Source organism: Fictibacillus phosphorivorans (assembly GCF_001619875.1).
GTDB lineage: Bacteria > Bacillota > Bacilli > Bacillales > Fictibacillaceae > Fictibacillus > Fictibacillus phosphorivorans_B.
In genome coordinates this window covers 615,703-634,608 of sequence record NZ_LRFC01000023.1, presented here as the reverse complement: position 1 = coordinate 634,608, position 18,906 = coordinate 615,703, and the positions used below count along the sequence as shown (strand labels likewise).

20 protein-coding genes are annotated in these 18,906 nt (G+C 39.8%); 11 read left to right on the top strand and 9 right to left on the bottom strand.

The genetic code is table 11. From position 1 onward, the window contains the following. Positions 1-7: 7 nt before the first annotated feature. From AWM68_RS12650 to AWM68_RS12635, 4 genes are all read left to right on the top strand, one after another. Positions 8-1,138 carry a M20/M25/M40 family metallo-hydrolase gene (locus AWM68_RS12650; RefSeq protein WP_066242132.1) on the top strand — a complete coding sequence of 377 codons (1,131 nt, stop codon included), beginning with the start codon at positions 8-10 and terminating at the stop codon, positions 1,136-1,138. A 197-nt stretch (positions 1,139-1,335) separates the two neighbouring features. After that, positions 1,336-1,833 carry a MarR family transcriptional regulator gene (locus AWM68_RS12645; RefSeq protein WP_066242129.1) on the top strand — a complete coding sequence of 166 codons (498 nt, stop codon included), beginning with the start codon at positions 1,336-1,338 and terminating at the stop codon, positions 1,831-1,833. An 83-nt stretch (positions 1,834-1,916) separates the two neighbouring features. Further along, positions 1,917-3,092: a DNA polymerase IV gene (locus AWM68_RS12640; protein ID WP_066242127.1), complete on the top strand. Its 1,176-nt coding sequence runs from the start codon at positions 1,917-1,919 to the stop codon at positions 3,090-3,092. A 21-nt stretch (positions 3,093-3,113) separates the two neighbouring features. Next, complete coding sequence (locus AWM68_RS12635) at positions 3,114-3,767, top strand: phosphatase PAP2 family protein (protein WP_066242124.1); 654 nt, start codon at positions 3,114-3,116, stop codon at positions 3,765-3,767. Between the two features lie 193 nt (positions 3,768-3,960). On the opposite strand, the gene namA is transcribed toward AWM68_RS12635, so the two are convergent. From namA to AWM68_RS12620, 3 genes are all read right to left on the bottom strand, one after another. Continuing rightward, positions 3,961-4,977, bottom strand: coding sequence for an NADPH dehydrogenase NamA (gene namA / locus AWM68_RS12630; protein WP_066242510.1), 1,017 nt, complete (start codon positions 4,975-4,977; stop codon positions 3,961-3,963). 71 nt (positions 4,978-5,048) lie between these two features. Then, on the bottom strand, positions 5,049-5,813 hold the full coding sequence (locus tag AWM68_RS12625; protein WP_066242121.1) for a glycerophosphodiester phosphodiesterase: 765 nt from the start codon (positions 5,811-5,813) through the stop codon (positions 5,049-5,051). Positions 5,814-5,917: 104 nt separating this feature from the next. After that, positions 5,918-6,097 (bottom strand): hypothetical protein, encoded by a 180-nt coding sequence (locus tag AWM68_RS12620; RefSeq protein WP_066242118.1) that lies wholly within the window; start codon positions 6,095-6,097, stop codon positions 5,918-5,920. 140 nt (positions 6,098-6,237) lie between these two features. Here AWM68_RS12620 and AWM68_RS12615 point away from each other — a divergent pair, with 140 nt between their 5' ends. After that, positions 6,238-6,576 (top strand): DUF3889 domain-containing protein, encoded by a 339-nt coding sequence (locus AWM68_RS12615; protein ID WP_066242115.1) that lies wholly within the window; start codon positions 6,238-6,240, stop codon positions 6,574-6,576. 5 nt (positions 6,577-6,581) lie between these two features. Here the strand turns inward: AWM68_RS12615 and proC are convergent, their stop codons facing one another. After that, positions 6,582-7,403 (bottom strand): pyrroline-5-carboxylate reductase, encoded by an 822-nt coding sequence (gene proC, locus AWM68_RS12610; RefSeq protein ID WP_419865586.1) that lies wholly within the window; start codon positions 7,401-7,403, stop codon positions 6,582-6,584. 357 nt (positions 7,404-7,760) lie between these two features. On the opposite strand from proC, the gene AWM68_RS12605 reads away from it, so the two are divergent. Together AWM68_RS12605 and AWM68_RS12600 are read left to right on the top strand one after the other, a co-directional pair. Next, entirely contained in the window at positions 7,761-8,738 is a 978-nt protein-coding gene (locus AWM68_RS12605; protein WP_066242112.1) for an MBL fold metallo-hydrolase, read from the top strand. Further along, on the top strand, positions 8,735-9,526 hold the full coding sequence (locus AWM68_RS12600) for an SDR family NAD(P)-dependent oxidoreductase (RefSeq protein WP_066242110.1): 792 nt from the start codon (positions 8,735-8,737) through the stop codon (positions 9,524-9,526). The genes AWM68_RS12605 and AWM68_RS12600 overlap by 4 nt, the downstream gene beginning before the upstream one ends. 201 nt (positions 9,527-9,727) lie before the next feature. Here the strand turns inward: AWM68_RS12600 and AWM68_RS12595 are convergent, their stop codons facing one another. Beyond that, entirely contained in the window at positions 9,728-9,928 is a 201-nt protein-coding gene (locus AWM68_RS12595) for a YqzH family protein (protein WP_066242107.1), read from the bottom strand. A 163-nt stretch (positions 9,929-10,091) separates the two neighbouring features. Here AWM68_RS12595 and AWM68_RS12590 point away from each other — a divergent pair, with 163 nt between their 5' ends. Together AWM68_RS12590 and AWM68_RS12585 are read left to right on the top strand one after the other, a co-directional pair. Further along, positions 10,092-11,348: a DNA polymerase thumb domain-containing protein gene (locus AWM68_RS12590; protein WP_066242104.1), complete on the top strand. Its 1,257-nt coding sequence runs from the start codon at positions 10,092-10,094 to the stop codon at positions 11,346-11,348. A gap of 15 nt (positions 11,349-11,363) precedes the next feature. After that, positions 11,364-11,693 (top strand): YolD-like family protein, encoded by a 330-nt coding sequence (locus AWM68_RS12585; RefSeq protein WP_066242102.1) that lies wholly within the window; start codon positions 11,364-11,366, stop codon positions 11,691-11,693. A gap of 82 nt (positions 11,694-11,775) precedes the next feature. Here the strand turns inward: AWM68_RS12585 and AWM68_RS12580 are convergent, their stop codons facing one another. Beyond that, complete coding sequence (locus tag AWM68_RS12580) at positions 11,776-12,510, bottom strand: ZIP family metal transporter (protein WP_066242100.1); 735 nt, start codon at positions 12,508-12,510, stop codon at positions 11,776-11,778. A gap of 139 nt (positions 12,511-12,649) precedes the next feature. On the opposite strand from AWM68_RS12580, the gene AWM68_RS12575 reads away from it, so the two are divergent. After that, the gene (locus tag AWM68_RS12575; protein WP_066242097.1) at positions 12,650-13,480 is read left to right on the top strand and encodes an N-acetylmuramoyl-L-alanine amidase; all 831 of its coding nucleotides are present in this window, start codon (positions 12,650-12,652) and stop codon (positions 13,478-13,480) included. Positions 13,481-13,849: 369 nt separating this feature from the next. Here the strand turns inward: AWM68_RS12575 and AWM68_RS12570 are convergent, their stop codons facing one another. After that, positions 13,850-14,098: an HPr family phosphocarrier protein gene (locus AWM68_RS12570; protein ID WP_066242093.1), complete on the bottom strand. Its 249-nt coding sequence runs from the start codon at positions 14,096-14,098 to the stop codon at positions 13,850-13,852. 98 nt (positions 14,099-14,196) lie between these two features. On the opposite strand from AWM68_RS12570, the gene AWM68_RS12565 reads away from it, so the two are divergent. Further along, positions 14,197-14,850 (top strand): TVP38/TMEM64 family protein, encoded by a 654-nt coding sequence (locus AWM68_RS12565; protein ID WP_066242090.1) that lies wholly within the window; start codon positions 14,197-14,199, stop codon positions 14,848-14,850. Here the strand turns inward: AWM68_RS12565 and AWM68_RS12560 are convergent, their stop codons facing one another. Together AWM68_RS12560 and AWM68_RS12555 are read right to left on the bottom strand one after the other, a co-directional pair. Next, positions 14,851-15,117, bottom strand: a complete 267-nt coding sequence (locus AWM68_RS12560; RefSeq protein WP_066242087.1) for an HPr family phosphocarrier protein — start codon at positions 15,115-15,117, stop codon at positions 14,851-14,853. A gap of 527 nt (positions 15,118-15,644) precedes the next feature. Beyond that, positions 15,645-18,785 carry an efflux RND transporter permease subunit gene (locus AWM68_RS12555; protein WP_066242083.1) on the bottom strand — a complete coding sequence of 1,047 codons (3,141 nt, stop codon included), beginning with the start codon at positions 18,783-18,785 and terminating at the stop codon, positions 15,645-15,647. Positions 18,786-18,906 lie beyond the last annotated feature (121 nt).

Genomic DNA, 18,906 nt, shown 5'->3' with positions numbered 1-18,906 from the left:
ATACATAATGGTAAATGCAGACCGCTTGTTAAACGAATTTTTAGAGCTCGTTCAGATTGATTCTGAAACAAGAAATGAAAAGGAAATATCAATCGTACTTAAAAAGAAATTTGAAGAGCTTGGTGTCGAAGTGTATGAAGACGATGCAGAACAAAAGACAGACCACGCTGCAGGAAACTTGATCTGTACACTAAAAGGAAACAAAGAAGATGTAGATACAATCTATTTCACCTCTCATATGGATACGGTTACTCCTGGTAATGGGGTTAAACCATCCATTAAAGATGGTTATGTTGTGACAGATGGAACCACTATTTTAGGTGCTGATGATAAAGCGGGACTAGCAGCAATGTTTGAAGCGATTAAAGTACTGAAGGAACAAAACCTAAACCATGGTGATATTCAGTTTATTATTACAGTTGGTGAAGAGTCGGGCTTAGTTGGCGCGAAGGCTATGGATGCGTCTAAGATTACAGCAAAGTACGGTTTTGCCTTAGATAGTGACGGACCTGTAGGAGATATCATCGTTGCCGCTCCAACACAAGCAAAAGTTCGAGCGACAATCTATGGAAAGTCAGCTCATGCAGGTGTAGCTCCTGAAAAAGGTGTGTCAGCTATTACGATCGCGGCTAAAGCGATTGCTCGAATGCCTCTTGGCAGAATTGATGAGGAAACAACGGCAAACATCGGACATTTCCATGGCGGAGGAACGGGTGAGCAAACAAACATCGTTTGTGATACGGTATTTGTATTAGCTGAAGCTCGTTCATTAATTCATGAAAAAATGGAAGCTCAAACAGCTAAAATGAAAGAAGCCTATGAATCCGCAGCGGCTGAACTTGGCGGGCGTGCTGATGTTAAAATTGAAGTGATGTACCCTGGATTTAAATTTGGTGATGGAGATCACGTTGTTGAGATCGCGAAGAAGGCAGCGGAAAAAATCGGACGTCCACACAGACTTCTCCATAGCGGTGGCGGAAGTGATGCGAATATTATCGCAGGTCATGGTATTCCAACAGTTAATTTAGCTGTAGGTTATGAAGAGATTCATACAACAAACGAAAGAATGCCTATAGAAGAGCTGACGAAAACAGCAGAGATGGTACTTGCTGTTATAGATGTGGCAGCTAGCGAATGATCATTTATGACGAAACTTGGCGAAATTTCGCCAAGTTTTTTGTGCTTATCTAGGACATGTTGCCTGTTTTCGTTGCTCATATTAATAAATTTTCACATAAAAGTTGACATGGCATTTATGATTTATGTAAGATGTTTTTATCATGTAAAAGAAAATATTGGTAATTTAAGAAATCTTATTTCGGGGGAGGAAATGGGATGAGTCAATTATCGGACATGCATATGATGGTTAATTATATGCGTGGTGTGTATAAAGTCTTAGAGGAAGATTGGCAGAAATCAGCAAAAGCGATTGGATTAACCCAAGCAGAACAGCATATTTTATGGATTGTATCTCTCGAAGAAGATATTACGATCTCTAAGATCGCTTACTATGGTTTGTGGGATGTATCAACCGTTATGCAGGTAATAAAACGGTTAAAGGACAAAGGTTTAGTCAGATTAGAGAAAAAGAATGAAGACCGTCGTATATCCTATGTGTACTTAACTGAAGAAGGCTGGAAAAAACATAAAGAGTCTACAAGTTTTAACTGCCAAATATACGGATTCCTTCAAAAATGGTTGGAAGACGGAGACAAGCGAGAATTTTATCGTGAGCTTATTCAATTACATAAAGATTTAAATAAACATTTTCATGGTGAAGAATTTGTAGATTGGGTAGAAGATACTGGGAAGAGGCTTCATGAGGCAAGGTAGATACCTTGTCTTTTTCTTTTGTTTTTAAAGCTTGTTCGCTAACATATACTAATAGGAATAGTCTATTTAAAAGGAGTGTTCATGTGTATCAGTCACCTGTGACTAAAAGAAAAATCATCTTTCATGTTGACATGAACAGCTTCTATGCTTCTGTAGAAATGGCCGAGAACCCTGAACTTCAAGGAAAGCCCGTTGCTGTAGCCGGAAACGTGGAAGAACGTAAAGGTATAATTGTAACTTGCAGCTATGAAGCGAGGGAGAGAGGAGTAAGAACCACGATGCCTCTTTGGCAAGCGAGAAAGCTTTGCCCAAATCTTGTTGTCGTTCCACCTGACTTTGAAACATACAAATTATATTCATCACGCATGTTTCATCTTTTACAAGAATATACAGAATGGGTGGAGCCTGTTTCCATCGATGAAGGCTATATGGACGTGACAGACTGCAAAAATCCGCTGGAAATGGCAAAAGAGATTCAGACAAGATTGCTGAACGAGCTGCACTTACCTTGCTCCATAGGTATTGGACCTAATAAATTTTTAGCAAAGACAGCCTCAGATATGAAAAAACCACTTGGTATTACTGTTCTCCGAAAAAGAGATCTTGCGGAGAAGCTATGGCCTCTGCAAGTAGGTGAAATGCACGGAATCGGAAAGAAAACAGAGGAAAAGTTGAATAAATACGGAATTTTTACGGTTAAAGATTTAGCAGAAGCGATTGATTATGAGTTAAAGCACCGTTTTGGTATCAATGGAATCAAAATGAAAGAAAGAGCAAATGGCATCGATTCCCGTCCTGTAGACCCTAGTTCTGCTAGTGATTATCGCTCGATTGGGAGTTCTACAACATTAAGTGAAGATCTTATTTCTGTAACAGAAGCAGATGCTGTATTTAAAAGATTAGCAGCTAAAGTATCAACCCGGTTAAAAACAAAGGGGTATGTAGCGTTAACGCTAGCAATCACCATTCGATACAGTGACAGAAAAACGATCACAAGAAGTCAGATGCTTCCGAATGCTACCCAACATACAGCTGACATACAAAAAACAGCTCTCGATCTCTTTCGCCGTCACTGGAATCATGATCCAGTACGTCTTTTGGGTATTACTGCTACAGAAGTAGTCGAAAAGGAACATGCCACCTATCAGCTTGATCTATTTTCTGTAGAAAAGAACGAAAAAGATGCATTGCTTCATGACGTTTTATCATCGATCGAAAGAAAACATGGCGAAGGGATTATTAAACGGGGAAATAAGTAAGTAGCAGGAGCTGAAAATACCATGATTGCTAATAGAAGCGTGATTAAAACAGTTATTGTAACTGCTGTTTGTCTTAGCCTTTTCATTATGTTTGCCCTTATTTATAAACAGTCCATAGTCGAAATCGTTGATGTTTGGGTGATGAAAAACATTTCTGATATCCACAAACCTGTTTTCATTAACATTTTTACCTTTTTCACAACTGTTGCTTCAAGGCCTTATCAGTTTGCGATCTTTATTTTTTTTACTGTAATCTGGCTTTTTGGCGAAAAAAAATGGATAGAGCCACTTGTTTTAGGTATCTGCCTATTTGGAATACGATACGAAAATCATTTGTTTAAGAATTGGTTTGAGAGAGATAGACCTTTATATGATCGTGTCATTGAAATTACGGGGTATAGTTTTCCGAGTGGCCATGCTATGATTTCTATCGCATTTTTTGGCTTGCTTTCTTATCTGTTAGTTCAAAACTATGCATTTCTTCGCTCATATAGAAAGTATATTTATTTACTTACCGCTCTTTTTGTTGGATCAGTTGGCTTTAGCAGAGTTTATTTAGGTGTTCACTATCCAACAGATGTTCTTGGCGGATTTGCCGCTGGAGGAACATGGCTTCTTTTATGTGTTTTGCTGTATAAGTGGCTCGTTGGCATTGTTGAAAGAAGAGCTTATTGATAGGATATTCATTCGAGGAAGATCAACCACAATCACATAAAAACTGCACCTCATCACATAAAAAATAAACCCCATCACATAAAAAACGAACTACATCACATAAAAAATGAATATCATCACATAAAAATAGTCAATCACCCCTATATAAAACAAAAACTGGCTCTATCAGAAGAGCCAGTTTCCTCTATGCGCGTTACCAGCCGCGCTCATATTGTTTTGGACTTTGAATGTCTGTTCCAAGGTCTTGTGCCGCTGATCTTGGCCAGTACGGGTTCTTTAGGAACTCTCTTCCGATAAAAATAAGGTCAGCACGATTATTCTGCAGAATCTCTTCTGCTTGGATGCCTGTCGTTATCAAACCTACAGCAGCAGTAGCCATGTCTGCTTCGTTTTTAATTTTGTCCGCAAAAGGAACTTGATAGCCAGGGAACGTGTTAATCTTTGCAGGCACAACAGCTCCTGAACTGCAGTCAACAAGGTCAACGCCATCTTCCTTCATCCACTTCGCATAGGTTACGAAATCTTCTGGGGTATTTCCTTCTGGGTGATAATCATTTGCAGATATCCGAACAAATAATGGACCATCCCACTCTAGTCTCATTGCAGCGATGATTTCTTGTAGAAACCGATAACGATTTTCCTGATTGCCTCCATAAGAATCGTTTCTTTTATTCGATAGAGGTGAAAGGAATTCATTAATCAGGTAGCCGTGCGCCCCGTGGATCTCGAGGACATCAAAGCCTGCTGTTTTCGCTCTTTTTGCAGCATCTCTAAATTGATTCACTGTTTCCTCAATCTGCTGCAGTGTCATTTCTTCAGGTGTTTTCATTTTATCTGAAAAAGCTATGGCAGATGGGGCGATGATCGTTCCATCAATCATTGCCTTGCGTCCAGCATGTGCTATTTGAATAGCGGCTTTTGAACCATTGTCATGAATCGATTTCACGAGCTGAGACAAGCCTTCTACATGGCTGTCATCCCAGATCCCTAAGTCTTCCGGGCTTATTCGCCCTTGAGGACTTACTGATGTTGCTTCTGTCATGATCAATCCTGTTTGGCCGATCGCTCTTGATGTGTAATGAGTAATATGCCATGGCGTTACGATCCCATCTTGATCGAAACAAGAATACATACACATAGGAGACATAACGATACGGTTTTTTAACGTAACATTTCGAATCGTTAACGGTTGAAACAATAACGGTTGAATAATAAACAACTCCTTTTATCCTTTTAGCGCAGTAATAATTAATCGCCTTTTCACGTTCATTGTAATTCGTTTTACCACCAATTTTGAAGAAATCTGCTCTTCGGTTTTGGTGATGGATTGTTTAACAATTGTTTTGCAATGAGCGGATAGTCGGTAATAATGGTTTGCGTTCCCCATTCAAAAAAATAGTTCATCCATTTTTGACTGTTAACGGTATAAGGGCGTACCGGTATATTATTTTGTTTAAAGCCTTCCATGATGTATGGATGCAAGGATTTGTAGTGAGGGTGAGCACTTTGTGACCAGACTGCTTTTACATATTCCCATGGTTCATATAAACCAGAAGAATAGAGGGGTGCCGTCTCGATATATGCGTTCATCTTTCTGATCTTGACTAAACTGTAGTGGTTAAACGATGAGATAACCGTGCGTTCTTCCATTCCATAATGATGCAATAGCTGTAACACTTTTTCTTCCAGACCGTTATACTCGATAATGTTATTCTTCAATTCAATATTTAACAGCATGGGAAGGGGAGCGATCCACTCTAAAAATAGCTGCAGGGAAGGGACCTGTTCACCGCTAAATGATTTTGATAACCAACTGCCTGCATCAAACTTTGTTAACTCTTCATATGTATAATCAGTAACATAGCCTTTTTTATTTGTGGTCCGATCCAACTTTTCATCATGAATGATAACAGGAATACCGTCTTTAGAAAGCTGTACATCTAGTTCGATTCCGTCTGCTCCATCTTCATATGCTTTTTTGAAAGCGGCCATCGTGTTCTCAGGACAATCTTTACAAGAACCTCTATGAGCAAAAATATAAGTCATGATTTTTAGACTCCTCTTAGAAAATTTTAAGATTATACACAGTATAGGTGATAATGAAACACATTGGAAATGAAAGAAACCCTTCCTATATCAGGAAGGGTAAGTTATTTTCGTCGTTTGGAACGCTTTTTCTTTTCTTCTGCTTTATGTTCTTCGACACTGGCCCCTTTTTCTGTCAGCCAATGGATAAAAACAAGCTCTTTTTCAGTAAGAGATCGTTTTGTGAACTTTTCAAACTGAACGCGCAATTCAAGGTATCTTTGGGAAATTTCTACTTCTGCCACATAAATCCCTCCCTAAATCTAGCTCTCTAAACTAAATGATAAAGACCAGGGTAAGGGCTTGTCAATTTTTTCTAATCGTCAATTTTCGCAGAAGAATTAAAAAAAATGGAGCAAAATAATAAAAAAGGAGTGTTTTACTTTTGAAAATTTTCTTCAAATTATGTACCTTGGTATTGGCAAGCTTTCTTTTGTTTACCTCAATTCCAGTTGCGGTTTCCGCTGCATATCCTGGCACACAGGAACCGGCTTATGCCAAATGGGGCAGGCTTGCTGTCTTTGAAACAGGTAAGCGCTACCCCGATTACGATATTGTAGATTATTTATACGTTGGTCGAACGTTAGCACAAAATGGAGAAAATATTGAAAGGTTTAAGCTGTGGATCAGAAAAGGCACTTCTGAAAAAGGTGTTTTCGTTACGATAACGTTAACCCCAAATCGTGTTTTTAAGAGTATTTCCTTTCAGGAAACAGACCGTTAAGACCATCAATTCATCTTTCCTAATTCTTCTGAGCGTTTGACCGCTTTTTTGATACAAGCTAAAAAAGCATCTTGAACATGATATTGATCAAGCTTGCCAATCCCTGCCTCTGTTGTGCCGCCAGGACTGGTGACTTTTCTTCTAAGCTCGATTGGGGATTCTGTTGTTTCTTTAAGCATAAGCGAAGCACCTAGCAAGGTTTGAGAAATGAGTGTTTTTGCTTCTTCCCGAGAAAGATTTAATTCTTCAGCCGCTTTTTGCATAGCTTCGGCAATATAATACACATAGGCAGGACCGCTTCCTGAAAGTCCTGTCACAATATGAAGTTTTTCTTCAGGTACGAGTGTAACCGTCCCGATTGTTTCAAACAGTTCAAGAGCTTTTTCAATATGTGCTTGAGTGGCATATTTACCTGCTGATAGAGCGGTTGCTGAATATCCGATCGATGCAGAAGTATTCGGCATGGCTCTGATTACAGGATTCTCTTGATCTGTCCATTCTGTGAGGATTTCGGAAGCGATGCCGGCCATTACGGAAATAATCAGCTGATGCTTCTGAACAAACGGTTTGATGCTTTCAACCGCATTGTAAGCGTCTTTTGGCTTTACCGCAAGAATGATGATATCTGCGTTTTCTACGGCTTCTTGTATCGTAGAAGCGGGCATCACCCCATACTTATCTTTAAGTTTCGCAACTCGTTCTGTGTTGTGGCGGTTTTTTATTGTAATTAAATCAGCTCGCCATTTTTTTGTCTTAATTAATCCTTCCATTATGGCCTCAGCCATCGCACCAGCACCAATAAAAGCCATTTTTTCTTTTCCCACGATCGATCCCTCCTCAATTTTTGAGTATAAAAAAACTCCCAGTCCTAAAGTTAAAGGACGGATGGGAGTGATCCGTGGTACCACCTTTGTTGGCATTATTGCTTGCCCGCTCAGAATGTCTTTATCGCAGAACTGCGCCAGATTTCTCCAGACTGCTCCAGGGCAGGTTCGGCAATTCCTTTCCGGTGAAATCTTGCAGCCTATGGATCTCACTCTCTGTAAACGGGGGACGTTGCTTACTGATCCCTTTCAACGCATTTATTTATTGGCCATAATTGGCATTTATTTTTTATATTTTAAAAAACATTATGCTATGATTTCTATATGTATGTCAACTAGTTATTTTATTTGGAGGAAAAGATGACGAAAAAAACAACCATTATTCCAATCACTCTGCCCACACCATTTGATGTAGGGCCTGTCAATTGTGTCCTCCTAAAAGGTGATGCAGTTACACTTGTTGATTCAGGTGCAAAAACAGAAGAAAGCAGAAGTATCCTTATTTCATCTCTAAAGGAATACGGACTAACTTTTAAAGATCTAGATCAATATATTTGTACACACTATCACCCGGATCATGCGGGACTGTCAAAAGAAATTCAGGACTTCGGTATTCCGGTACTCATGCTTCAAGAAGCTGTTCCTTATGTCAGTGTTGACCGTGAATTTACGGAATGGACTGAATCGTTTTATATGAACCTTTATGATGCCTTTGGTGTACCGAGTTCACTGGGAAGAATTGAATTGTTAAAGCTTCGTAAATACCGAACGTTTTCAAATCCATTTACTCCTGATATCCTTCCTGCACCAGGAGATGCTGTTTCTGGTCATGATGGATTTGTCTTTTTAAAAACGCCTGGTCACGCGCCCGACCATCTGTCTCTTTACAGTGAAGGTGAAGGTATCCTGATCGGCGGGGACGTTCTTTTGCCGCATATTTCATCCAATGCACTCTTAGAACCGCCTTCAATGCATAGAGCTGATCGCCCTAAGACGCTGCTGCAATATCGTGAGACGCTTCAATATCTTTTAACATTAAATTTGGAAAAGGTTTATCCCGGTCATGGCGAAGCCTTTACAAACGCTCACGATTTAATCAGGAAAAGACTTCATGATCATAATGATCGGGCAAAAGCTCTTGAACATCTGTTAAGTGATCAGCCTTTAACCGTATTTGAGCTGTGTGCACGTCTTTTTCCTAAATTATATGAAAAGCAGCTGGCTTTGGTCGTCTCGGAAGTTGTTGGCCATCTTGACCTTCTTGAATCTGAAGGAAGAGTATCAGTAGATGAAAAGAAAGAAACCTTTTATTATCGCAGAACAGGAGTTGTAAGATGAGTACACTGAACGGGAAAGTAGTTTTGATCACAGGAGCATCCGGGGGACTTGGTGCCCGGCTTGCTTTGGATGTTGCTAAAAAAGGGGCGATTCCTATCCTGACTGCAAGAAGAGAAGACCAGTTAAAAGCAGTTCAGGAAATGATTCTGCAAGAAACCCGCATCACTGCACCATACTATATCCTGGATGTTTCAAACCAAGAAAGCGTTGAGACGGTGTTCTCGCAAATCCTAAAGGAACATCCACACATACATATTTTAGTGAACAACGCAGGTTTTGGCATCTTTGAAGAGTTTGCTGAGTCACCTTGGAAGAATATCGAGGGAATGTTTTCAACGAACGTTCTAGGTTTAATGGCATGTACGAGGGCACTTCTGCCTCACATGCTCCAAAGAGGAAGCGGGCATATCATAAATATCGCTTCACAAGCCGGTAAGATCTCAACACCAAAATCAAGCGTGTATGCAGCGACTAAACATGCTGTTTTAGGTTTCTCAAACGGGTTACGCCTTGAAGTTGCTCATAAAGGAGTTGATGTGACAACCATCAATCCGGGACCAATCGCGACAGATTTCTTTACACTTGCGGATCAATCAGGAAACTACGTAAAGAATGTTCAAAAAATGATGCTCAAGCCTTCCCATGTTTCTGAAAAAATCGTAAAAGCGATGGAACGGCCTGTGCGTGAGATCAATCTGCCGTGGTGGATGAATGTCGGGAGCACGATGTACCAAGTGATGCCTAAATTGATTGAAACATTAGGCGGCAAATCGTTTCGCCAAAAATAAATGACCATAATAATATTATGTTAACTGATTGATGTGATAGCATAACATTATATTATGGAAATGAAGAGCACTCGTGGATTGGAGGCCAAGCCTCGTGGATAGGCAACCGAAACTTACGGATTACAGCTCAAAACTCGTCGCTGATTTTTTATATTAGTTTTGCTAACTTTAGCTCAGGTTCTGTTTACATACAGAACCTGTTTATTTATTTGTGAAATATTCATATACAACGTCTTGAATAATGGTATAAACTGCCTCTTCCTGATTCTCTTCGCTTATCTGCTTCAGAATCTTCTCCTCAAGCTCATTCCACTCAGTATCTGTTAACAGGCAATCTTCTTCTTCCCATAAGTAGTTTTTCAACGACTTTACGATCATTTTTCTTAACAAAGAGCGCTCCATTTTTTCACCTGTCTTTCCTTATAAATCCTAGACCTTGGAGTAAAAAACGTCAATCTGCAAAATTTGCTGAAAAAATTACCATTGTTATAAGAACATATATTCGGTTAAAATGGGTATAAATATAAGGAACAGATGTTCGTAGATGGCGAAGGAGTTGTGACAAATGAACTATGATGAAATGCCGAAGCGCACCATCTTATGTATGGATATGAAAAGTTTTTATGCGAGCTGTGCCGCTGTGCGCTTAGGATTAAATCCGCTGACGTGTCATTTGGCAGTGGTGGGGGATACAGAACGGCAAGGCAGTGTTGTGCTTGCTGCTTCTCCACGATTAAAAGCCGATTTTGGTATCCGAACAGGAAGCAGGCTTTTTGAAATTCCCAAAAATAAAGACATCATCATTGTAAACGCACAGATGGCTTTTTTTCTAGAGAGATCAATGGAGATCACGAAACTGCTGCACCGTTATGTTCCGCCTGAATCCATCCACACATACAGCGTAGATGAAAGTTTTCTTCAAGCTGATGGCACAGAAAAATTATGGGGAAGCGCACAGGAACTCGCAGAAAGAATTCGGCGCGACATCTGGCGAGAGTTTGGGTTACCGTGCGCGATTGGAATCGGTCCAAACATGCTCATGTCAAAGCTTTGTCTAGATCTAGAGGCAAAGAAAAAAGGCGTAGCCGAATGGCAATACGAAGATGTAAAAACGAAGCTATGGCCTTTAGCTCCACTAAGTCAGATGTGGGGCATCGGGTCGCGAGTAGAACGTACGTTAAACAGAATGGGAATTGTAACAGTAGGTGATCTGGCACACTATCCTCTGGAACTTTTAGAGAAAAAGTTCGGTGTGATGGGAAATCAGCTCTACTATCATGCTTGGGGAGTGGATCTGTCTGAGATTGGTGCTCCTATTCTTCAAGGACAGATCAGCTATGGAAAGAGCCAGATTTTACTGCGAGACTATACAGATTTAAATGAGATAAAACATGTCATTTTAGAGATGTGCGAAGAGGTGGCAAGGCGTGCTAGACGGGCAAGAAAAGCAGGGAGGACCATCAGCTTTGGACTAGGATACAGCAAAGATGAAGGTGGAGGCGGCTTTTACCGTTCCAAATCGATTGATCAGCCAACTAATATTACGATGGAGCTCTATGAAGTTTGTCTTGATTTGCTTCAGACTTTTTATCAGGGAGAGACGGTGCGCAAGATTTCAATAGCCCTTTCCAACGTCTCTGAAGATACAGAAACACAGCTTACTTTATTTTCTTTAGATCATCCGCAAAAAAGAAAAATTGGCTATGTGATGGACGATATTCGGCAAAAATACGGATCCAACTCTCTTTTGCGGGCTGTTTCCTATACAAAAGGAGGAACAGCTTTATACAGAAGCCGGCTTTTAGGCGGACATAAGGCGTAAGGAGGAGGGTAAACTGTGATTCGTGACAGAGGAACTATTAAGTGGACGGCGATGATGCTGCCCGAACACGTGAAAATGTTAAGAGATCATCAGGACGGTCTGGATTACGGGCGAAAACCTGAACTAGATGAACAAAAGTACGAAGAATTTAATGAGACGATCTGTGTCGCGATGGAGGAGAATCAAACATTAATGTTTACGTATTTTGAAAAAGGAAGAAGCGCTGAGCTTAAGGGACAGGTTCATTACGTAGATGAATTCAAAAAGGAATTACGCGTGATGGATGAGGCGGATAAGATGCACATCTTAAGAGTGACAGACATTATGGATATTGTTTACGCATAAAACCAAGTAAAAAACAGGTCCTATAAAAGTACAGGACCTGTTTTTAATTTTGCCATTTAAAAAGTCTCTTAACTGCCTTTCGTTATCCTCCGAAAATTTGTGTTAAGTAGATCATGATTAATAGCCCCGCAATAAATGATAATGTAGCAGAGCGTGCGTGGCCGTCTCCATGGCTTTCCGGTATAAGCTCTTTGTATACGATAAAGAGCATAGCACCGGCTGCAAAAGAAAGACCGTATGGCACAAGGTTCTCCACATACGAAGTTAGAAGAAACCCAAGAATCGCGGTGACGATTTCAACGGCACCTGTTAATGTTGCAATAAAAAACGCTTTTATCCTGCTCATCTTTTGATGAATCAAGAAAAGTGCCACAAGGAGTCCTTCAGGTGCGTTCTGAAGACCGATCGCAAACGCAATTAAACCGCCTAGTCCTGTATTATCACTCGCATAGCTGACACCAACAGAAAGTCCCTCTGGTAAATTGTGCAGTGTTATAGCAGCAATAACGAGAAAAGCCTTTGAGTCTATGCCTTTAAAAATTTTAGAATGATCGAGATCAACATGCGGAACGAATCTTTCTAAAAGTAATAGGGTTAGCGTACCCAGGGTAATACCAATTGTCAGTACCGTTAAGTTTGATAATTTTAAAGCTTGAGGAATCAAGCTGAAAGTCGATGCAGCAACCATGATACCTGCTGTAAGGGCAAGCAAGATGTCACGGAACCGATGTGTTACCTGAGACCAGAAGAGAACAGGCAAAGCACCAAATCCGGTTGCTAATGCAGATAAAACACTTCCTATTAAAGCTGCTTCCATTCTGTATCCACCTTAGTCGAAAATCTATTTTTATAAAAATAGTCATCTGTCTCTTTCAGTATACCGTCATTTCGTTTTTAATAGAAGTAAGCGTATTTTTAAATAGCGTATTTGGTTGATGGAATAAGAAGGTGACAACTTGAAAGTCATAATTGACCCGGGCCATGGTGGTACTGATTCAGGTGCCGTGAATAAAGATGATTTTGAAAAAATATATAATCTGACGATCGCAAAGAAAGTCCAATCCTACCTACAAAACAATTATGAAGTAAATGTAATCATGACACGAAGCAGTGATGAGACAATCTCACTCGAAGAAAGAACCAATTTAGCAAACAGCAAAAATGCAGATCTGTATGTGTCTATACACCAGAATAGCGGTGGTGGAGAAGGCTTCGAGAGCTATATATATCCAAGTGCAGGAGCTGAAACAAAAAGCATACATAACGCCATTCATGTACCTGCAGCAACGGTCATGAATAAATATGGTGCTCGAGATAGAGGACAAAAGCAGGCCAATTTTCATGTGCTGAGAGAAACGAAAATGCCTGCAATTTTATTAGAGATTCTGTTTTTAGATAACGCTCAAAATCTCGCTTTACTAAAAAGAGAAGATTTTCAAAATGAAGTATCATCAGCAATTGCATCAGGTATAGCTGAAAGTCTTTCACTTTCAAAGAAACAACCAAAACCAACACCCAATCTTATCGTTATAGCTGGTGCATTTGAACAAAAGCAGAATGCGGATGAGCGGATTTCATTCCTAAAAAAACAAGGGCTTTCCGCCTTTATCGACGAGATAAAAGCGGGAAATAAAACCTACAACAGAGTACAAGCTGGAGCTTTTCAAGACAGAGGAAACGCTGAAAATTTAGTTAAGAAAATCCGTTCCCTAGGTGTAGCCGATGCATATGTGATTGACAAAAATCAAACTCCACTGGATTTTAAAAGCTCCGAAACCGAATCCTAAAATCTCCGTAATCACCCCCTAAAGGACTGACGATACTAGGACCATGATCGGGCAAGTGTATGGGTAGATCCTAGATTTCAATTCGTTAAAAGAGGAAGTGCTGTAACATGGGCAGAGCTAAATGGGAAATGAGCTGTTCTAGGAACAACATACAGTACTATGATATTGGAAATATACAAAAAAATGCTAAATGAAACGAAAGCGCCTCTTTAATTAAGAATCGATTCAATAAATGAAAGTATGAATGAATGATAAAAAGCCGGAATCCCGGCTTTTTATTTTTATTCAGATTGCTGCTGGTGGGCGAGTTATCAATATAGGGAAATTAGCCAAAAGAGAAAGGTTTGTTATAAAATGAAATGGTAAATCTTATGAATTACAGCTTGCAAAAAGTCCAGAAGAAAGTATTTTTTCTTTAAGTTGAGTACTTGGTGGATCACAAATAATTTCAATGGAATCGTCTGGATAGATAGATAGTGCAATAATGCCTAAAAAACTTTTTCCATCAGCGGTGCGATCCCCTTTTTTTATATAGATAGATTCCGTAAAGCTGCCTGTTAGCTCTACAAGTTTGGCAGCACGCTCCGCATAAATAGGTGCAGTTGCTTTAACAATCACAATAAATAACCTCCTTTGCCCAATCACAATATGTATGTATGGATATGTGCAGAAGAAGGAAAAATGCATATTAAATGAAATCTTTATATGGAGGGAATATGAAATTAACAAAAAAATGGTTATACATTGTTCTGTTTGCTGGAGCGGTGATGATGTTTATTTTCTGGCTGCAAAAAAATTATAAGGGATTCAGTCCTGAAGAATTTAGAAATTGGATCATGCATTGGGGATGGATTGCTCCATTTATCTTCGTTGTCCTTTATTCGGTGCGGCCATTTGTGTTATTTCCATCTTCCATTTTTGCTATAACAAGCGGTCTATCATTCGGTTTTTATTGGGGATGTCTATATACTTATCTAGGATCGCTTGGAGGGGGACTCCTAACTTATTACGCGATCAACCGCCTGGGTCGCTTTAAGAAAAGTAAACAATGGAAAAATGAAAAATATGAAAAAGTCCGCAGCAAGATAGAAAGAGAAGGGATTCGCTATGTTCTATTATTAAGATTGCTGCCGGTTTTAAATTATGACCTTGTCAGCTATTTAACATCGCTGACAAAGGTGAAGTTTAAAGACTATGCGATTGCGACAGCTATTGGGATCATTCCAGGTACAATCGCTTATACGTATCTAGGGACATCAATGACATCAGGAAGCAAGGAAGTGGTGTGGATCGGAACAACCTTGCTGTTTGTCATTGTAGGTTTACCTCTAATCTTCAAAAAGAGAATGAAGGCCAAAGTAGGCTTATAGTTATTGAGATACAGTTTCTTGCGGTGAGATTAGGCTCATGGCAGACTCAGCATCAGCCCCTTCAACGATATATAGAAATGAGTCTCCTTCTTTTAATGTTAAGAAGAATGAAACAAGCTGTGATAATCCAGAGGCGTGGACAGTTATACCGTCTTTGCTTAAAAAAAGTTGACTGTTAATCTTTTTAGCAGATTGCATAATTTCTATCGCTTTATTGACCGTGTATTTTGCAGTTACTTTTACTTTTCTTGAGCAAATTTGTTTCATGTTTTTCAGCCTCCTGAATTCGATATTGCTGATATATTTCCCATTCCTCAGAAAGGCAAAACAGGGTCTTTAGTCCTAATGTGCAAAAATCAAGAATGAGAGAAGGTATTTTGTTTAAAAAGGTATTCTGTGCATCTTAATATGTAAGTTCTAAATTTCTCGTATTCATGAGAATCTTTACGGTAACTACTTTCTAAAGGCACTTTTTTAAACGCTCTTTGCTAAAAGATTTGAGCTTTCAAGTATTATCTTCTATGAAAGTTGATTGGAGTGTAGGGTGGGAGACTCCTCGAAAATTGAACTTCGAATTTTCTTCGTGCGACGCTGCCGAAGCCTTCCTTGTCCTGCGGGACAGGCGGGCAGGTGAGACACTTGAAAGTGAAACGTTACGAATATGGCTCACCGCTTGCCCCGCGGAAAGCGAGCACCTGAAACGGAAATGAACCACTTCCAAGAGCAACAAGGTTATAAAACATCAAAAAAGAGTACCGCTGCCTCGAGAAGAGGTACAGTACTCTTTTTTTGATTTATGAAGTGGTCTTTGCTTTTTCGCGCTTCGCCTGTCTTGTAAAGAATAACTCATAAAGGACAGGCACAATAATCAATGTTAACAGTGTAGAAGTAGTTAATCCTCCGATTACAACAATCGCTAATCCTTTGGAAATCAGTGTTCCAGAGGATGTTGTCAATGCAAGCGGAATCAATGCTGCAATGGTCGCAAATGCTGTCATTAATATCGGACGTAAGCGGGTTTTTCCTGCTTCTAAAAGTGCCTCGCGTACTGGCATTCCTTTAAGTTCACGGTTCTGGCCGATACGGTCTACTAATACGATTGCATTTGTTGTAACGATACCGATCAGCATGAGTATTCCGATCATCGCACTTACTGAAAGTGGTTCATTGATTAAATAAAGTCCTCCGATTGCTCCGACAGGAACAAATAGAAGAGAAGAAAGGATAATAAATGGTATACGAGCACGGCCGAAGGTAATCAGCATCGTTAAGTAAACGAGGCCGATAGCAACAAGCATCGCAAGGCCTAAATCTTTAAACGTATCCATCGTTTCTTCACTTCCTCCGCCTCCTTCCGTTGAAACAGAAGCAGGAAGATCTACATGATCTTCAACGCCTTTAATAACGTCTTGGGTAACTTTTTGAACGTTGTCTCCTTTAACTTGTGCAGAAACTTGAGCATATATCTTACCATCTAGTTTCTGGATGCCTGTTACGGTTTCTTTTTCAGAAACATCAGCAACGTCTGAAATTTTTACAGGACCAGATGTGCCGAACACAGTAAGATCTTTGATTTCATTTAGAGATTTTACAGATTCATCATACTCAACTTTTACATTCTTTTGGTTTCCATCTAACGTAAGTTCACCGACTTCAACAGGCTTCGTTACATCAGAAACAGCTCCTAAAACTGCAAAGCCTGACACACCTTTTTCAGCTGCTTTTTCTGTATCGATCGAAACAGCCCATTGTTTTTGCGTATCCTTAAAATTGTTCGAGACATATTTGATCGAATCGAGAGTCTTCATGTACTCTTCAACTTGGCTTGCAGCTTTTTGTAAATCGTCTAAGTCGTTTGAATATAGATCAATGTTGACTTCGTTATTAGAAGGTGGTCCGCCGCTTGAAACTTCCTGCAAGCTGATAACGGTTCCTTCTGCTTTTTCATCTGTAATCGCTTTTATATCTTTTTCAAGTTCTTTTAATTCGGTTTCAACGTTTGCTTCTTTTTTAAGGTTTACAAAATAGTTAGCAACATTTTGACGTTTGAGACCGGTTTGGAAATCACGTGACCCAATACCAGCCGTAACATCTTTGATCGAGTCTCTTTTAGCCAGATAATCTTCAACCTCAAGAGAGATCTCATTTGTTTTTGTCACATTGGTGCTTGCAGGCAATTCAACGTTAACGGTTAACGTTTTCTGCTCTTCGTTCGGTAAGAATACCATTCCCAATTTCGTTGCCAGGAAGAAAGATCCACCTAGTAGAATAAAGGAAGTGAAGAGTACTAGAATTTTGTGATTAAGAGAAGCTTTAATTAATTTTTCATAACCGCGCTGCAACGGACCATCATTTTTCTCAGGTTTAACTTTTTTAAATGCATATTTTGCAAGAATCGGTACGATGGTAACAGCGACGATGAGTGACGCCAACAATGCAAAAACAACGGTTAAAGCAAACGGTAAGAAAAACTCACCTGTAACGCCGCCAACTAATCCAAGCGGCAAGAATACGACAACAGTTGTAATCGTTGAAGATACGATCGCCTTTAAGATCTCTCGTGTTGAGTCGATAATGAGCTCATCACGGTCATAGTCTCCATCGGTTTTTCTGATCCTTCTGAAGATATTCTCGATAACAACGATGCTGTCATCTACTACACGCCCGACCGCAACAGCCATTCCACCGAGTGTCATAATATTTAGCGTAATATCAAGGCGGTCCAAGAAAATAGCTGAAACGAGCAGTGAGAGCGGGATAGAGATAATGGCGATAATCGTTGCTCTAAAGTTCCTAAGGAAGATCAAAACGGCTAGGGAAGCGAATAGAGCTCCGAACAATCCTTCTTTAATAAGTGTGTTTACGGAATCTTTAATGCCTTCCGCCTGACCGAATCCAATCGCATAGTTTAACTTATCATCGTATTTCTTTTTGTTAAGAACTTCGATTACTTTTTCAGCGACTTCAACCGTGTTTGCATCTTGCTTTTTCGTAACGGCCATAGAAAGAGAAGCCTTTTGGTTATATCTTGTGATCTCACTTATATCATCAGTTTCTTTTACTTCGGCAATCTCACCAAGCTTTAAGCTAGACGGTGTCTGAGGAGCTTGTGTTTGAACTGGTGCTCCTTGCCCTGAAGGTGCTCCGCCACTAGAAGCAGGTCCGCCAGCTCCACTAGGAGGTTGTGCAGGTGCTCCTTGGCTGTTAGAGATTGTAATTTCCTTTAGCTCAGCCACCGTGTCTACGGCTTCTTCAACCCGAACGGGAACTGTAATCGAGTCGTCTGTTACTGTACCTGCCGGGAATGAAATAGCACGGCTGTTGATCGCTTCTTTCACTGAATTTAATGTGACGTCAGCTTCTTTGGCTTTCTCTTTGTCTAATGTAATAGAAACGAATGTTTCCTTTACACCGCCTACTGAAACGTTGTTAACACCTTGGATCTTTTTAAGTTCTGGCACCAATTCACCGTTTACAAATGCTTGAATGTTTTCTCCTTCTTTTTCAGGGAATAAAGAAATATTGTAGATAGGTATGGTTCCAAATGAAAAACGGCTTACTTCTGGTTCAACATCATCTGGAAGATCTGTTTCTGAAATGATGGACTTTACTTGATCTTCTACATCATCCATATTGGCTGTAAAAGGAAAGTCCATACTAATGATCGAAACACTTTCAAGTGAAGAGCTTTTTACCGTTTTTACATCTTCTACTTGCTTCAATTGCGTTTCAAGTTTGTCTGTTACTTGTTTGTTTACATCTTCAGGCGAAGCACCTGGATAGACAGTTTGAACCGTCAATTGCGGGAACTCAACATTTGGAAGCAGGTCCACTTTTAAATTCGTGAACGAGAAGACCCCTCCAACAATGAGCAAAAATGAAAAGATAAATATCGCTACTGGGTTTTTTAAACTGAATTTCGTTAGCCAGTTCATTGATTCCTCTCCTACGTAAGTTTTTATATGTGTATTTTCACATATGTTTATCTATAATATAAGGTGTGTATAAGAAATATATCAAGTAATAAGAATAAATAATTTGTGAAAAATATGTTAC

Excerpts from the sequence above, each read along its gene's own strand:
- AWM68_RS12580 (WP_066242100.1), bottom strand. The coding sequence starts at position 12,510 with ATGGAAGCAGCTTTAATAGGAAGTGTTTTATCTGCATTAGCAACCGGA.
- AWM68_RS12560 (WP_066242087.1), bottom strand. The coding sequence starts at position 15,117 with ATGAAACAAATTTGCTCAAGAAAAGTAAAAGTAACTGCAAAATACACG.
- AWM68_RS12605 (WP_066242112.1), top strand. The coding sequence starts at position 7,761 with ATGACGAAAAAAACAACCATTATTCCAATCACTCTGCCCACACCATTT.
- AWM68_RS12635 (WP_066242124.1), top strand. The coding sequence starts at position 3,114 with ATGATTGCTAATAGAAGCGTGATTAAAACAGTTATTGTAACTGCTGTT.
- AWM68_RS12645 (WP_066242129.1), top strand. The coding sequence starts at position 1,336 with ATGAGTCAATTATCGGACATGCATATGATGGTTAATTATATGCGTGGT.
- AWM68_RS12555 (WP_066242083.1), bottom strand. The coding sequence starts at position 18,785 with ATGAACTGGCTAACGAAATTCAGTTTAAAAAACCCAGTAGCGATATTT.
- AWM68_RS12650 (WP_066242132.1), top strand. The coding sequence starts at position 8 with ATGGTAAATGCAGACCGCTTGTTAAACGAATTTTTAGAGCTCGTTCAG.
- AWM68_RS12565 (WP_066242090.1), top strand. The coding sequence starts at position 14,197 with ATGAAATTAACAAAAAAATGGTTATACATTGTTCTGTTTGCTGGAGCG.
- AWM68_RS12600 (WP_066242110.1), top strand. The coding sequence starts at position 8,735 with ATGAGTACACTGAACGGGAAAGTAGTTTTGATCACAGGAGCATCCGGG.
- AWM68_RS12590 (WP_066242104.1), top strand. The coding sequence starts at position 10,092 with ATGAACTATGATGAAATGCCGAAGCGCACCATCTTATGTATGGATATG.
- AWM68_RS12625 (WP_066242121.1), bottom strand. The coding sequence starts at position 5,813 with ATGACTTATATTTTTGCTCATAGAGGTTCTTGTAAAGATTGTCCTGAG.
- AWM68_RS12595 (WP_066242107.1), bottom strand. The coding sequence starts at position 9,928 with ATGGAGCGCTCTTTGTTAAGAAAAATGATCGTAAAGTCGTTGAAAAAC.